This is a genomic window from Christiangramia fulva (genome assembly GCF_003024155.1).
GTDB lineage: Bacteria > Bacteroidota > Bacteroidia > Flavobacteriales > Flavobacteriaceae > Christiangramia > Christiangramia fulva.
Genome location: NZ_CP028136.1, coordinates 2,223,058 through 2,238,966, shown reverse-complemented (window position 1 = coordinate 2,238,966; position 15,909 = coordinate 2,223,058). Strand labels below are relative to the sequence as shown.

The following is a 15,909-nucleotide window of genomic DNA, read 5'->3' as shown; positions in this document are numbered from 1 at the left end:
ATCAAAAAAATATGCAATCGAAATTTAAAATATTAATTTTTTTAGCCGTATTTATACAATTTTCTTCTCCTACTAAGGCGCAAGAATCCGGCAAAAAATTATTTAACAAAGGCTGGAGTTTCCAAAAAGGGGACAGTACTGAAGTATTTTCCAATAATTCGGACTGGAAGAATGTAGATCTCCCACATGACTGGAGTATTGAAGGACCTTTCGCTTCAAAATGGGCCAGCGGTACAGGTTTTCTTCCCGGCGGAATAGGTTGGTATAAAAAAGATTTTAATATTGAAAATTATGATCCAGAAGAAAATTATTCTATCTATTTCGATGGTGTCTATAAAAATAGTGAAGTCTGGATAAATGGGCGCTATTTAGGGAAACGTCCAAATGGATTTATACCTTTTCAATATGACCTAACCCCTTATTTGAAACCGACCAATAACGAAATTCTGGTCAAAGTTGATCATAGTGAATATGCCGACTCCCGTTTTTATACTGGTTCAGGAATCTATCGCAACGTTTATCTGTTAAAACAAAATCCGGCGCATTTCGCCCAATGGGGAGTTTTTTTTACCACTCCTGAAGTTTCAAATAATTCAGCAAAAGCTAAAATATCGGTAGAAGTCAAAAATAATAGAAAGGAAATAGTTCCTTCGACCATTCAGGCCGAATTAATGAATAAAGAAGGAAAAGTTATTGCTTCAACAGAAAAGCCTCTTTACCTAAGACCTGGAAAGCAAAATTATATAGAACTTAATTTAAGTATCGAAAATCCGGAATTATGGTCACCGAAAAACCCAAATTTATATAATTTGAAAGTGACTATCATAAAGGAAAATCAATCTGTCGCCGAAACCTGGAATGAAAAGGTGGGATTTAGAGATTTTAAATTCGATCCCGATAAAGGCTTCTTTCTTAATGGTGAAAATATACTTATAAAAGGGGTTTGTCTCCATCATGATGCTGGTGCTTTAGGAGCTGCAGTTCCAAAAGAAGTATGGAGGGAAAGATTTCAAAAGTTGAAAGATTTAGGAGCAAATGCAATAAGAATGAGCCACTACCCACATCAGGATTATATTTATGATCTGGCAGATGAGATGGGATTCCTGGTTCAAGACGAAGCTTTTGATGAGTGGGAATTTGGTAAGAATAAATGGATTACCGGCTGGAATGCAGGAACTCCTGGCAATGACGGCTCCCACGAAGATTTTGCACAATGGGGCGCAAAGGATGTTCAGGATATGGTCAGAAGAAACCGCAATCATGCTTCCATCATTATGTGGAGCATCGGTAATGAGATCGATTATCCAAATGATCCTTACAGCCATCCTGTTCTTGACGAAGGTCTAAATCCCCAGATATACGGAAAGGGTTATCAGCCACAGAACCCGCCTGCAGCTCAGTTAGGCAAATTCGCAAATGAACTGGTAAAGGCAGCAAAGATGTTTGATACCACTCGCGCGGTTACCGCTGCCCTGGCCGGAGTAACCATGTCAAATCACACTATTTACCCTGAGGTATTAGATATTGTAGGTTATAATTACCAGGAATTTCGTTATGACGATGATCATAAAAATTACCCAAAAAGAGTTATTTACGGCAGTGAAAATGGAGATGCGCTGGAGGCTTGGCTGGCGGTAAAAAACAACGACTATATCTCCTCTCAATTCCTGTGGACTGCTTTCGATTTTATCGGAGAAGCTCGTGAATGGCCTAACAGAAGTAGCGGTGCCGGAATTCTGGATCTTGCCGGAAAGCCAAAACCCGATTTTTATTTCAGAAAAAGTTTATGGAATGAAAATCCGATGGTTTTTATTGGAGTAACCAATAGCCAGAAAAATTTAAACAGACGCTGGAATATTCAACCGGTCTGGAAAGGGAAAGAAGGAGAGATCAAATGGATCTCCGTCTACACCAATACTGATGAGGTGGAATTATTTTTAAATGGGGAATCCCTGGGCCGTAAAAAGGGAGAATATACTCCTGACCAAATGATTGGATGGGAAGTTCCATACCAGACAGGAGAGTTAAAAGCAAAAGCTTTTAATAATGGAAAGGAAGTTGCATCCTATTCTTTAAATACTCCGGGTGAAGTAAATAAAATGCAGGTTTCAAGCAGTAAAGAAGATTATTCAGATTCAGGAGAAACCTTTATGGTCGATATTTTGCTTGTTGATAGAAAAGGTTCCAGGGTGATCGATGAAGATAAAAAAATATCTTTCGAGATTGAAGGACCTGCAAAAATTCTTGCTCTGGAAAGTGGGGACAGAGACAGTCATGAGATCTATCAATCAAATAATAGAAAAACTTATCAAGGCCGATTGCGAGCCTATGTCCAAACTACAGGAAATTCAGAAAACATCAAGATTCAAATAAAAGCAAATGATCTAAAAACTCAAAAGATCACTATTAAAAAAGAATAAATTAAGGAAAAGTATCCATGAAAAATCAAAAATTGCTATACCTGGTTTTCCTTTTGTACATTGGAGCCTTTGCTCAAAATGAAAAGAATGAATGGGAAGATCCTTCAGTTTTAGATAGAAATAAAGAAGGCGCTCACGCACAGTTTGTTTTATACCAAAATGCCGAGGCTGCCAAAAATAAAAAGGAGTCTGGATATTACAAAAGTCTCAACGGCACCTGGAAGTTTAAAATTGTAAAAAGCCCTTCAGAAAGACCTAAAGACTTTTATGAAGTTAGTCTTAATGACAGTGCCTGGAAGGATATACAGGTTCCTTCCAACTGGGAAGTAGAAGGGTTTGATATTCCCATTTATACCAATGTCACTTATCCATTTCCAAAAAATCCACCTTTTATTGACGGCACTTATAATCCCGTAGGCAGTTACCGGACCAATTTTGTCATTCCTGATAATTGGGATGGAAAAGAAATTATTCTACATTTCGGATCTATTTCAGGATATGCGCGAGTTTTTCTAAACGGAAAAGAAGTTGGGATGACCAAGGCTTCAAAGACTCCCGCCGAATTTGACATTACTTCCTTCGTTGAAAAAGGAAATAATCTTTTAGCCGTACAGGTATTTAGATGGCATGACGGCAGTTATCTGGAAGACCAGGATTTTTGGAGATTAAGTGGTATAGAACGCGATGTGTTCCTCCAGGCAATGCCTAAAACTACTATCTGGGATTACTTTGTCCAGAGCGGTTTGACTGATAATTATACGGATGGAACTTTTAATCTTCAGGTAGATCTTCGCAAATTCGAAAACAGTAAAATAAAAAATCCAACAATTCAAGTCGAATTATTTAATCCTTCAGGTGAAAGGATATATACCCAGCAAAAGGAAAAAGTAGATCCTGAAGGAAAAGTAAATTTTCAAGAGCAATTTCAGGAGGTGGAACGCTGGAGCTCAGAACATCCTAATTTATATACTTATGTAATTTCACTTTCAGATAAAAAAGGAAATATGCTAGAAGCCCTCTCAGGCAAAACAGGTTTCCGTGATGTACAGATTAAAGATTCACAGCTCCTGGTAAACGGGAAACCGGTTTCGGTACATGGAGTGAATTTGCATGAACACCACGGCACCAAAGGCCATGTTCCTGATAGAGAAACCATGACCGAGGATATTAAACTCATGAAACAGAATAATATCAATGCGATACGTATGAGCCATTATCCTCATGGAACTGAATTGTATGATTTAGCCGATAAATATGGAATGTACCTCGTTGATGAGGCGAATATTGAAACGCATGGTATGGGTGCTGAACTTCAGGGTAACTTTGATAAATCCAAACATCCCGCTTATCTTAAAGAATGGGCTCCTGCCCACCGCGACCGGATTAAAAGAATGTTGGAAAGAGATAAAAACCATCCTTCCATTATTCTCTGGTCCATGGGAAATGAATGCGGGAACGGACCTGTGTTTCATGAAGCCTATGACTGGATAAAACAAAGAGATACAACGCGCTACATTAGTTTTGAACAGGCAGGACAGGACACCAATACTGATATCGTGGCTCCTATGTATCCCAGCATAAACTATATGCAAAATTATGCCACCGATGAAAGTCAGCAAAGACCTTTCATTATGTGTGAGTACTCCCATGCTATGGGTAACAGTAATGGTAATTTTCAGGAGTATTGGGATATTATTGAAAGCAGCGACCATATGCAGGGCGGATTTATATGGGATTGGGTTGATCAGGGATTAAAAGCATACACTAAAGACGGAAGAATGTTTTGGGCTTATGGCGGTGATTTAGGAGGCGAAAATCTGCAAAATGATCAAAACTTCAATGCCAATGGGCTGGTAACTGCTGATAGGCAGCCGCATCCGGGCCTACACGAGGTTAAAAAAGTTTATCAAAATATAGGTTTTGATCTGCAGGGAGAAAAATTACAGGTGAAAAATAAATATAACTTTACCAATCTTAATGCTTATTATTTCAAATGGCAATTATTGGCCAATGGTAAAAAAGTGGATGGTAAAAAATTTGAAATTACATTAGCTCCCGGAGAAGTTAAAACCATGAGTCTTCAACTTCCGGAATTGAATCAGAATACAGAATATTTTTTGAATGTTTACGCCTATACTAAAGAAAAATCAGCTTTGGTTCCTGCGGATCACGAAGTAGCCAGAGAACAGTTCTCCATAGGCGATTACAATTATTTCAGCCAAGAAAAAGAAACCGATGGAAATCTTGAATACACAAAGGATGATGGAAAAATAAGCTTTTCAACACAAAAGATTGAGGGTATTTTTGATCTGGAAAAAGGTCAGCTAACTCAGTACCATTTAAAAAACGGTGAAAAGGTAATTTCCAAATTTCCCCAACCCTACTTCTGGAGAGCTCCTACCGATAATGACTTCGGAAACAATATGCCGATAAAACTGGTCTTCTGGAAAAGAGCTTCTGAAGAAAACAAGATACAAAATGTAAGTGTTGGCAAGAAAACCGCTGATGGTCTGCCTATTTTCGTTAAATACAGTTTATCTGATACTACTGATGTGGCCTACCTCGTAAAATACCTGATTCAACCTAATGGAGATTTAAAAATTACCGCCAGTATCGATATGAAAGGCATGGAATTACCGGAAATGCCAAGATTTGGAATGAGAATGGTTTTACCTGGTGAATATGATCAACTGAAGTATTATGGAAGAGGTCCCTGGGAAAACTATTCAGACAGGAAAACATCAACTTTTATTGGCAAATATGAGGATAAGGTCGAAAATCAGTACACCTGGACCTACATAAGACCTCAGGAAGCTGGTTACCATACTGATGTTCGATGGTTAAAACTTACCGATAAGAATGGCAATGGACTTTTAATAAAAGGAGATCAGCCACTTGGTTTCAGTGCACTGGATATTCCGGTAGAACAATTAGACCCGGGAATGGAAAAGGCTCAACGCCATCCCACCGATTTGAAACCTCAGAATAAAGTTTTTCTACATGTAGATTTAAAACAAAGAGGCTTAGGCGGGGATACAAGTTGGGGAGCGTATCCTCATAAAAGGTACAGGCTGGAAGATAATCAGTATAGTTATTCATACACTTTATCCCTGAAAAAATAATTCAGTTAAAATTTTTCTGGTTGAACAAAATTGAAAAATGAGTTAGTTGTTTAAAACAATGAAGTACCAAATTCTTCTGATCGTTACTATTTTATTCATTGGCTGTTCTCCTCTAAAGGTGAACCGTATAGATATTGGTACTGGCTGGTCACGAAATTCCGTGAACACGGTTATTTTCAGGCAGAATGCCCTCACAACTTATGGAAACAATCAGGTTACAGCCTATTATGATTCCGACAGTAATTTAATTCTTGCCAGGAGAAAGTTAGGTTCTCGAAATTGGACTGTTTATAAAACCGGATACAAAGGAGATACTTCTGATGCTCACCGGGATATTAGCATAGCTGTAGACGGTGAGGGCTACCTGCACGTCAGCTGGGATCATCACAATTCACATTTACGCTATGCCAAAAGCAAAGCACCTTTGCAACTCGAGTTGGGACCGGAATTGCTTATGACAGGAAAGCTAGAAGAAAAAGTGACCTATCCTGAATTTTATAATCTTCCGGATGGAAACTTGCTGTTTTGTTATCGGTCAGGTCAGTCAGGCAAAGGTAGTATGGTCATGAATTTTTATGACCATGAGACCAAAGAATGGTCTCAACTCCATTCAAACCTTTTAGATGGTGAAGAGGAGAGAAGTGCCTATTGGCAGGGAACAGTTGATGAGAATGGTGCAGTTCATTTGTCATGGACCTGGCGAGAGAGTTGGGATGTTGCTACAAATCATGATATTTGTTACGCGGTTTCTTATGACAATGGGAAAACCTGGGAAAAATCAACAGGAGAGAAGTACCAACTTCCTATTACTGAAAAAACTGCGGAATATGCGTGGAGAGTTCCACAGCACAGTAATCTTATCAATCAAACCAGTATGACAACCAATAATGAAGGGTTGCCTTTTATTGCCACTTATTGGGAGGAAGATGGAAGCACACAATATCAGGTAATATACAGGCATAATGATAAATGGAAGCATATTAATACTGGTTTTCGGAAAACAAATTTTGACCTGGGAGGCGGCGGTACTAAAAGTATTCCAATTTCGCGCCCTGAGATACTGGTAAATGGAAAGGGAAAACTGGAGAAAATCCTTCTCCTCTTCAGGGATGAAGAAAGAGGTAATAAAATTAGTTTGGCAAGTAAAATACTCAATTCAAATAAGTCATGGGAAATAACCGATATTTCTATGGAAGAAGTTGGGCAATGGGAACCTAATTATGACCGCCTGCTCTGGAAAGAAAAAGAAAAACTCAATGTTTTCATGCAGAAAGTAAGACAGGTCGATGCCGAAGGCCTGGCGAAATTACCGGCAACACCTGTGAGCATCCTCGAATTAAAGAATATCCCCTAAAAATATCTTATATAAAGCACAAAGCTATACAACAAAAGAAGAATATATTGTTGAATTTCAATTATTTTACTACATTTATAAACGTAATTTTTACGTTTAACACGACAAGGCAGGCAAAAAACCACTCACCAAGAATAACCTTTTAACCGAGTATGAAAAAAATCTGTATAAAACTTAAAACAATTGGTATTCTTTTGGCAATAGCGATAGCATTATTTAATGTAAGTTGTTCAGTACAGCAAAAAATTTCAGGAAAGAAAATAGATGATACCCTGGCACTTGCTGCCGATCAATATCAATATATGGCAAAACAACTGCCACCGGAAAGATTTCCAAAGACATATTATTTGGAACAAGATCGATTGGAAACTAGTGGATCTGGATGGTGGGTAAGCGGCTTTTATCCTGGCACTCTGCTTTATTTATATCAGGCAGAAAAAGATCCCCAATTAAAAGAAGAGGCCGAAAGAATTCTGGAAGACCTTAAGAAAGAACAATTTAATACTTCTACCCACGACCTCGGTTTTATGATGTTTTGTAGTTTTGGAAATGCCAACAGAATAGATCCAAAGGAAAACTATCAGGAGGTATTAATGAACAGTGCAAAATCGTTGGCCAGCCGCTTTGATAAAGACGTAGGTGCCATTCGTTCCTGGGATTCCCCGGGGGAGAGCTTTCTTGTAATCATTGATAATATGATGAACCTCGAATTATTATTATGGGCCTATGAACACAGCGGTAATGAAAAATATAAGAACATCGCTATTACCCACGCCAATACAACCATCAAGAACCATTTCCGGAAGGATTACAGTTCGTATCATGTAGTGGAATACAATGAAAACACGGGTGAGGTAATCAAAAAAAGAACAGCTCAGGGAGCGGCCGATGAATCATCCTGGGCAAGAGGTCAGGCGTGGGGACTTTATGGATTTACTGTTATGTACCGCTATACTCACGATGAGAAATATCTTGACCAGGCCAAAAAAATAGCCGAATTCATCCTTAACCATTCGAACCTGGCGAAAGATAAGATACCTTACTGGGATTTCAATGCCCCTCAAATCCCAAATGCATTCAGGGATTCCTCTGCTGGTGCAATTATAGCTTCAGCTCTGCTGGAGTTGAGCAAATATACAGATGAACAAAAAAGCAGAAAGTACTTCATTAGCGCTGAAACAATGCTAAGATCACTTATGAGCGATAAATACCTGGCTAAAAGAGGAAGCAATGGTGGTTTTATCCTCAAGCATGGCGTGGGTAATATGCCAGCCAATAGCGAAGTAGATGTTCCTCTTACCTATGGAGATTACTACTTCATCGAAGCTTTGAAAAGATATAAGAACCTGACTAAAATCTGATCAGCAATCTCTCGATAAAAATCATGGAAATACGCAGCCAACTATACCCATTAACTTTTACAATTTCAACATTGCTTCCTTCCTGGCCTAGCCTTGCCAAGGAAAATATCATTATCAATCCTAACAACCGCAAAACATTTCCCTTAACGGAACCTGGGATTATATTATAGATAAAATGGATTAATTGATTAAAAAGGTGATTAAGAATTTATTAAAAAAATGGATTAGGAATACGATTAATTAAAGTTTAACAACACATTAAGGCTCAAGTTGATTTGAATTAATAAGTGTGAAAATTACCAAATCAAGGAGGGTCAATAAGCCCCGGTTTTCGGGGCTTATTTTTAAATTTTAGTTTTGAATGAAAATCAAAGTTCTGATAATTACCATTGTGACCATTAACTCTTTTACTGGTTGTAAAAGACCTGCTTCCATTTTTGCTGAAAAACAAAACGATACATATCCGGCTTATAACCTCGTATGGGCCGACGAATTTAATGAGAACGGAAAACCTCATAAGGACAACTGGTCATATGAGCATGGCTTTTTAAGGAACAATGAACTGCAGTGGTACCAGGAAGAAAATGCAAGTTTAAAAAATGGATCGCTTATAATTGAAGGTCGTCGGGAAAAGATCAAAAACCCCCTTTATAATCCCAAAAGCAATGATTGGCGACAGACTCGGGAATTTGCTGAGTACACTTCTTCCAGTCTAAACACTCGCGGTAAAAAAGAGTTTAAATATGGCATCATTGAAGTAAGAGCAAAAATAGATACTGCCAGTGGTAACTGGCCTGCTATCTGGACTCTAGGTATTGAAAAGCCATGGCCGGCAAATGGTGAAGTTGACATAATGGAATTTTATAAGATTGATGGCAAACCTCATATTTTGGCCAATGCAGCCTGGAATGAATCACAGCAGGTGAAATGGGATAGTGAAAAGATCCCCTTTTCTCATTTTCTTGAAAAAGACTCGAATTGGTCCGAAAACTTCCACATATGGAAAATGGATTGGACCAGAGAATACATCCGTCTTTATCTGGACGACGATCTACTGAACGAAATTGATCTGAATGAAACCACAAATCCTGATGGATTTAATCCATTCCGGCAGCCTCATTACTTGTTGCTAAACCTGGCTCTTGGTTCCAATGGGGGCGATCCCGTGAAAACCCGTTTTCCGGTCCAATATAAAGTTGATTATGTACGGGTATATCAAAAGAAATAAAAGGTCAATTTCAAATTTTTAATTATTAAAATTATAATTATGAGATTCATTTCTGGGAAAACAATCATACTTCTCCTTTTTACAATTCTGACAGTATTAAGAACTCAGGCTCAGCAGGTAGCACTGAAAGAGAGAAAACCGGAAGCCGTCCGTGATTTTTTTGTCTCCTCTTTGGTGAAAATCGGAGACCCGGTACTTGAGGCCCTGAGCAGGAATGAACTGAAAAAACAAATGCCTGTAGAACTTTCTCCTCATGCATGGGATAATCGCACACATGTGACTTATCTCGAGGCATTTGGCCGACTTCTATCAGGCATGGCTCCGTGGCTTGAATTAGGACCAGACAAAACGCAGGAAGGCAAATTGAGAGCGAAGTACATTGATTTAGCCAGAAAATCCATTCACAATGCTACCAATCCTCAATCTCCAGATTTCATGAATTTCACCAATGACAGACAGCCTCTGGTAGATGCCGCCTTTTTTGCACAGGCTTTACTGAGAGCTCCCGGACAACTTTGGGAACCCTTGGATAAAACCACCAAAGAGAATGTGATTTCAGCATTAAAATCTACCCGCCAGATACAGCCATACTACAGCAACTGGTTACTGTTTTCTGGAATGATAGAAGCGGCCCTGCTAAAATTTGATAATAATACAGATAAATTCCGTCTCGAACTTCCTTTGAAAAAACATATGGAATGGTATCTCGGAGATGGGATGTATGGTGACGGCCCAGATTTTCACTGGGATTATTACAATAGTTTTGTAATACAGCCAATGATGCTTGATATCCTGAAGGCCGCAAATGAAGCTGGAATGGATAAAAAAAATGAGTACCAAGAGGTGGTGAGAAGGGCCATGAGATATGCTGAAATTCAGGAAAGACTAATCTCTCCTGAAGGCACCTACCCTCCTATTGGCCGTTCCCTTGCCTATAGATTTGGTGCTTTCCAGTTACTTTCTCAAATTGCACTTTGGCAGAAGCTTCCAGACGAAATAAAACCTGCCCAGGTACGTTCTGCACTTTATACCGTAATAAAAAATCAATTGGGTGCCGAAGGCACCTTTGATGAAAATGGATGGTTACAAATAGGGCTGTATGGCCATCAACCAAATATAGCCGAAGGATATATCTCGACGGGGAGCCTTTATTTGTGTTCCGAAGCTTTTTTAGTACTGGGACTTGCTCCAGATACAGATTTCTGGTCAAACCCACCCGCCCCCTGGACTCAAAAGAAGATCTGGAGTGGTGATGAAATACCAATAGATCACGCAAAGTAAAATAATGAACGATAATTTTTTTAGATAATGGTTGCCGAAAGGAATAATAGAAACTTATTCCAAAGGGCCTATTCCCTTCAGGCTCGGCTCTACCTCAATAATACTCCCGTCTTTATCAAACTCCATTTTGTCTATACTTACCTCGCGGTGAAAACCAGCAGCGCGGCCCATTTCTATTCCCTTTGGCCTGGTAAACCTGTGGTACACGATATACCACTGATCTGTTTCCGGCACATTTATAACCGAATTATGGCCGGTCGCATAGATCTGCTTTTCCTCATCTTTCTGAATTACAATATTATTTTCCGGAATATTCAGTGGTCCAAAAGGTGAATCGGCTGTAGCGTAACGCACCTTGTAATTAGGGCTTCTCGTGTCATCTTCAGACCACAGGAAATAATATTTCCCATTACGATAAAAAACTTCTGTTCCTTCCCTGAAAGTATTATCTGGAGTGATCACTTTTATAGTGCCTTTCTTCAAAGAAGTCATATCCTCATTAAGCTCTGCAACAGCCATAAAACCATTTCCCCAATAGAGATAGCTTTTACCACTTTTAGGATCTGTAAATACATCCGGGTCAATATTCTGGCCTCCCTGCACTCCTTCAGGTTTTTCAGAAACCAAAGGCTCACCGCTATCAATAAAATGACCTGCAGGATCATCAGAAACCGCCACTCCTATTTTTTGGGCAGCTGTGAAGTAGTAGTAATAAAGGTATTTACCATTTACCTTCTTTTCAGCAATAGTAGGTGCCCATGCGTGGCGATCGGCCCATGAAACTTCCTTTTTAAGATCAAGTATCACGCCTTCGTCTGACCAATTCACAAGATCCTTAGAAGAAAATGTTTTAAAATAGGTCCCAGACCAGCCAGTAAAACCATCACTGGTAGGGTACAGATAATATTTTCCATCTTTATGAGAATAAATTATTTCGGGATCGGCATAATATCCTTCCAGTACCGGATTATTATTAATTTCAGCCTTCACAGATATCGTTTCTTTTTTTCCATCGGGCAGGTGTAAAGTATATTCAACAGCTTCTTTGGTATAATCCTGTGGCTCCTCAGGTGAAATTGTGACATCCGGCCATAATTTAAATTCCGGGTCAAAGTTTGCCAGGTCTGTTCCTTGCTTTACAGGAAGATAAAGATTACCCTTCTTCAATTTTTTTACAATATTCATTTTTTTAACTTGGGATGACTCAGAGGTCATTACCCATGGAATTTGACCGGGTGGAAAAGCTTTTAGTAATTCTTCAGTTTCCTGATTTGTAATGGGAATTACTGTTCCATGGCGCGGGTGAAAATTCATTGAAATTTCCTCGTCTATGGCCTTGAAATTCTTAAGATCAGTACTTTGGGCAAACTGATATTCCCCATCCATATAGACATCATACATAAGAATGTATTTATCTGAATCTATCAGTTTAAAAACACTAGAGCCTTCTACAGCTTTATCAGTTTGATCTACATTTCCAGGAAGGGGTTCAAAGCCTTCCGTTAGACTATCGGAAATTGCAACCTTAATTCCTTTATCCGTTGAACCTTCTGTTTTATAGAAAAGATAAAACTTTCCTTCTTTTTTAATAATATCTCCATCTATAGCAGCCATTTCTTTAGGGTTAAAAAACAGTTGTTTGGGAGCTTCCTCTAAACTGGTAAAATCTTTATTGGCATAAGCATAATAAATCTTGTCATAACTCCCCGGCTGAAGCATGGAAAAATAAACCATATATTTCCCAGTGTTATCATCATAGATGGTCTGGGGTGCCCAAACTCTTATAGCATCTGAATACTTATTTGTAAATACCTGAGGAATATCTACTATAGATGATTCCCAGTGTATCAAATCTTTAGACTTCAACATAACCATAGCCGTATTTGTCCAGCCATTTGCTGATTTTAAATCGGTCAATACCATATAAAACATACCATTTTCAGCCCTTAGAATATGAGGATCGCGAACTCCACCGGCTTCACTTATATCTTTGGTATTAATTATTGGCTGATCATTATTAAGAGCATAAAAATGATAGCCATCGGGGCTTATAGCATAGTGAACTGCCTCTTCTCCTTCCCTATTTCCAGTAAAATAGGTAAAAAGATAGTTTTGAAATCTCTTTTCCTCGATTTCTTTGGAAGCTGTGCAGGATTGAAAAAGGAAAGTAATTGAAACTATAAACAAGTAAATTCGAAAACTGGATTGCATTTTTTAAGTATTATTTTCAATAAATATAAATTATTTCAATATTTAAATGTACAAATCACATTTAATTTTTAAATTGTAATTTAAATTTTTTCTTTCAGGACTTATTTAAGTATTTACATGAAACCTAATAGTTTACTTCTAACATTTCTTTGTTTATTTTTCCTAATAAACCTCCATTCTCAGAAAAATAATAAGATCCACAAAGATTTACCTCTGGACTCTATCTATTTAAGCGACCCTTTTATTTTAGCTGACGAATCCTCCCAAACCTATTATATGACAGGAACAGGAGGTAGAATGTGGAAAAGTAAAAACCTGAATACCTGGAATGGGCCTTATGATATTGTTAAAACAGATCCAAATTCCTGGATGGGAAAAGACCCGATGATATGGGCAGCAGAGATTCATAAATACAAAGGCAAGTATTACTATTTTGCAACCTTTACTAATTCTGAAATAAATATAGATACCGTCAACAAGAACATTATACCTAGAAGGGCAAGTCATATTTTAATGAGTGAAAAACCCGATGGGCCTTATGTGCCCATGAAAGACCCTACTTATTTACCAGCAAATAAACCTACCTTAGACGGTACCTTCTGGGTGGAGAATGACGCTCCCTATATGATATACTGCCATGAATGGCTTCAGAACTTGAATGGCACCATTGAAAAAATACTTTTGAAACCGGATCTGAGCGGATCTATAGGCAAAGGAGAAATTCTTTTTAAAGCAAGCGATTCTCCCTGGAGTAAAGAGCGCAATGACCAGGGTGAAATCTTTCCGAATAAAGTCACCGACGGCCCTTTTCTTTTTAAAACACAAACTGGAAAATTGGGAATGCTATGGACCAGCTGGGTTTTTAATAAGTATACCCAGGGAGTGGCCTATTCAAAAAGCGGTACTATTGATGGTCCCTGGGAGCAGCAAAAAGAACCTATTACTCCCCCTAATTTTGGCCATGGAATGTTGTTTCGAACTTTTGACGGAGAATTATTGATGGCTCTTCACAGCCATAGAGTAGATAAGAGCGGCCGCTATATTCGTATCCCCAAATTATTTAAGGTGGATGATTCGGGAGATAAATTAATTATAATCGGAAAGTTTCCGTCAAAATAGAATTAATGGCTCAATTGAAAACAAAGTTTTAATTCTGCTTGAATTTAATTCGGAAGATGATAACCACTTCCTTCTTATTCGATCATTTTGATTTTAACGCTTTACCAAGAAGTGATAAAGGAAACCAACTAGAATTGCAGAAATTTTTTTAATTATTTCTGAGCTAATGAAACATCGTCTACCTGGCAGCTCGCACCACCTTCACCCTCTGCTATAAAACCTATTTCCACTTTACCATTTCTTACCTGAACATCGCCAATTTGAATTGTCTCCCAGGTATCTTTTGGGGTGGCAATTTGGGTTGCTATTCTTTTTCCAGAACTTTCGGCGTACATCTCTAATTTATTAAAATCTCCGCTGTTCTTAACTTTAGCCGATAATTTATAAGAACCATCCTTTAGTTTCACATAGGGCGAAGATTCAATTATTTGGAATACCTTTCTTTTAAAATCAATATTATCTGCAATATTTAAGCTTTTCTCGCCAATTACATGTTTCCGGTCCTCTTCAGTGTTGAAATAATTCAATACTGGCGATTCTTCTGATTCAATGACTATTACATTCCCCTGTTCAACTTCCGAGTACCAGCCTAAGAGTTGTTCCTGAATTGGTTTCATAGGGCTTGGTATTGCCTTTCTGTCAGCCTCGAAGCTTGCATTTTTTACATAATTATTATCATCAGCCACAGTCCACTCCCCTGTGCTTTCATTAAAATTCCAGGAATTTAATGAGTTAAAGTAAGGGGTTTCTCCATCAAACGAAAGGGGCACCCATTGATTATATCCTAGGCCATTGCCAGCAAAGTCAGACCAGCGGTCTCCACAGTAAATTGCGGTTTCCTTCTCTGAGCCTTGTACGTTTACAAAAAAACCTGTTTGCGTTATATGCGCATAGTCCTCATAACTACCTGGGGTGATTAGCATTTTATTTTTGGGAGAATATGGCCCTCTGATATCCTCAGAAACCATATAATAAGCGTATGAAGAATCCCATCCATAAAGATTTGATGCAAATACATAGTATTTACCATTGTGCTTAAGCATACAATTTCCTTCCCGACCTTTTCCTCTAAAAATCTGAGTAACATCCAAGAGGGTTACTTTGTCATCTTTAACGCCAATTTCAGAAACATAAATTTTATTCCTGCCCTCCCCGTATGAATAGACTAAATAGGAGATGCCGGTATCGGGATCGGTAAAAACAGTTTGGTCACCTGTATTGGGAGTCCCGATTCTTTCAGTCATATCCAGCCTGTTATGAACTTTGAAAGGTCCGGCAGGAGTTTCAGAAAGCGCTATTAGAACCCCATCATTATGCTGGACGAGCATGGCATACTTATCGATTTCCTTAACATAAGCCACACCTAATCTTCCCATCCAGAAAGTTCTTTCATAATGGTCTACTACCTCTGATCTTTCCAATGCATTACTTTCAAATTCCCAGTTAACCAAATCTTCAGAGGTATAGCAAGTAACAGCCTCAATATGATTTCTTTCCTGGGTTACAGCAGGATTATCGCGGTATAACTCTGCCTCCCTGTAATGAGCACCATACCAATAATATTTTTCTACTCCATCTTCAGGGTCAGTAAAGGTAAAAATACCACCTCCCTGACTGTAAATAGGCTCCCCTGTTTTGGTATCCCAGAATTTATCATTTTTAATATTTCCAGTTTGGGCTTTTAAATTTTGTTGGGTGCATAGCAATAGCCCAAAAGCAAAAAACAGTAATACAAGTGAAAAAGGATTTTCATTCTGCCTCATATGGTTTTCTCTTTTTTAACGGGAAGAATTTTCAGATTTAATCACGACTC

9 protein-coding genes are annotated in these 15,909 nt (G+C 38.4%); 7 read left to right on the top strand and 2 right to left on the bottom strand.

Annotation, left to right across the window (positions count from 1 at the left end):
• The first annotated feature begins 11 nt into the window (after nucleotides 1-11).
• From C7S20_RS10120 to C7S20_RS10095, 6 genes are all read left to right on the top strand, one after another.
• Entirely contained in the window at nucleotides 12-2,420 is a 2,409-nt protein-coding gene (locus C7S20_RS10120) for a glycoside hydrolase family 2 TIM barrel-domain containing protein (RefSeq protein WP_107012368.1), read from the top strand.
• A gap of 17 nt (nucleotides 2,421-2,437) precedes the next feature.
• Nucleotides 2,438-5,542, top strand: a complete 3,105-nt coding sequence (lacZ, locus tag C7S20_RS10115) for a beta-galactosidase, LacZ type (protein ID WP_107012367.1) — start codon at nucleotides 2,438-2,440, stop codon at nucleotides 5,540-5,542.
• Nucleotides 5,543-5,600: 58 nt separating this feature from the next.
• Complete coding sequence (locus C7S20_RS10110) at nucleotides 5,601-6,896, top strand: BNR repeat-containing protein (RefSeq protein WP_107014182.1); 1,296 nt, start codon at nucleotides 5,601-5,603, stop codon at nucleotides 6,894-6,896.
• 152 nt (nucleotides 6,897-7,048) lie between these two features.
• Nucleotides 7,049-8,257: a glycoside hydrolase family 88 protein gene (locus tag C7S20_RS10105; RefSeq protein WP_107012366.1), complete on the top strand. Its 1,209-nt coding sequence runs from the start codon at nucleotides 7,049-7,051 to the stop codon at nucleotides 8,255-8,257.
• A 361-nt stretch (nucleotides 8,258-8,618) separates the two neighbouring features.
• Nucleotides 8,619-9,485, top strand: coding sequence for a glycoside hydrolase family 16 protein (locus C7S20_RS10100; RefSeq protein WP_107012365.1), 867 nt, complete (start codon nucleotides 8,619-8,621; stop codon nucleotides 9,483-9,485).
• 39 nt (nucleotides 9,486-9,524) lie between these two features.
• Nucleotides 9,525-10,766: a DUF2264 domain-containing protein gene (locus C7S20_RS10095; protein ID WP_107012364.1), complete on the top strand. Its 1,242-nt coding sequence runs from the start codon at nucleotides 9,525-9,527 to the stop codon at nucleotides 10,764-10,766.
• A 54-nt stretch (nucleotides 10,767-10,820) separates the two neighbouring features.
• On the opposite strand, the gene C7S20_RS10090 is transcribed toward C7S20_RS10095, so the two are convergent.
• Nucleotides 10,821-12,977, bottom strand: coding sequence for a glycoside hydrolase family 43 protein (locus C7S20_RS10090; protein WP_107012363.1), 2,157 nt, complete (start codon nucleotides 12,975-12,977; stop codon nucleotides 10,821-10,823).
• 117 nt (nucleotides 12,978-13,094) lie between these two features.
• Between C7S20_RS10090 and C7S20_RS10085 the strand changes: the two genes are divergently transcribed.
• Nucleotides 13,095-14,096, top strand: coding sequence for a glycoside hydrolase family 43 protein (locus C7S20_RS10085; protein WP_107012362.1), 1,002 nt, complete (start codon nucleotides 13,095-13,097; stop codon nucleotides 14,094-14,096).
• Between the two features lie 152 nt (nucleotides 14,097-14,248).
• Here C7S20_RS10085 and C7S20_RS10080 read toward each other — a convergent pair whose 3' ends face one another.
• Complete coding sequence (locus C7S20_RS10080) at nucleotides 14,249-15,859, bottom strand: family 43 glycosylhydrolase (protein WP_107012361.1); 1,611 nt, start codon at nucleotides 15,857-15,859, stop codon at nucleotides 14,249-14,251.
• Nucleotides 15,860-15,909 lie beyond the last annotated feature (50 nt).

What these genes read in the sequence shown, in the direction of transcription:
- C7S20_RS10120 (WP_107012368.1), top strand. Translation starts at nt 12, where the DNA reads ATGCAATCGAAATTTAAAATATTAATTTTTTTAGCCGTATTTATACAA.
- lacZ (WP_107012367.1), top strand. Translation starts at nt 2,438, where the DNA reads ATGAAAAATCAAAAATTGCTATACCTGGTTTTCCTTTTGTACATTGGA.
- C7S20_RS10110 (WP_107014182.1), top strand. Translation starts at nt 5,601, where the DNA reads ATGAAGTACCAAATTCTTCTGATCGTTACTATTTTATTCATTGGCTGT.
- C7S20_RS10105 (WP_107012366.1), top strand. Translation starts at nt 7,049, where the DNA reads ATGAAAAAAATCTGTATAAAACTTAAAACAATTGGTATTCTTTTGGCA.
- C7S20_RS10100 (WP_107012365.1), top strand. Translation starts at nt 8,619, where the DNA reads ATGAAAATCAAAGTTCTGATAATTACCATTGTGACCATTAACTCTTTT.
- C7S20_RS10095 (WP_107012364.1), top strand. Translation starts at nt 9,525, where the DNA reads ATGAGATTCATTTCTGGGAAAACAATCATACTTCTCCTTTTTACAATT.
- C7S20_RS10090 (WP_107012363.1), bottom strand. Translation starts at nt 12,977, where the DNA reads ATGCAATCCAGTTTTCGAATTTACTTGTTTATAGTTTCAATTACTTTC.
- C7S20_RS10085 (WP_107012362.1), top strand. Translation starts at nt 13,095, where the DNA reads ATGAAACCTAATAGTTTACTTCTAACATTTCTTTGTTTATTTTTCCTA.
- C7S20_RS10080 (WP_107012361.1), bottom strand. Translation starts at nt 15,859, where the DNA reads ATGAGGCAGAATGAAAATCCTTTTTCACTTGTATTACTGTTTTTTGCT.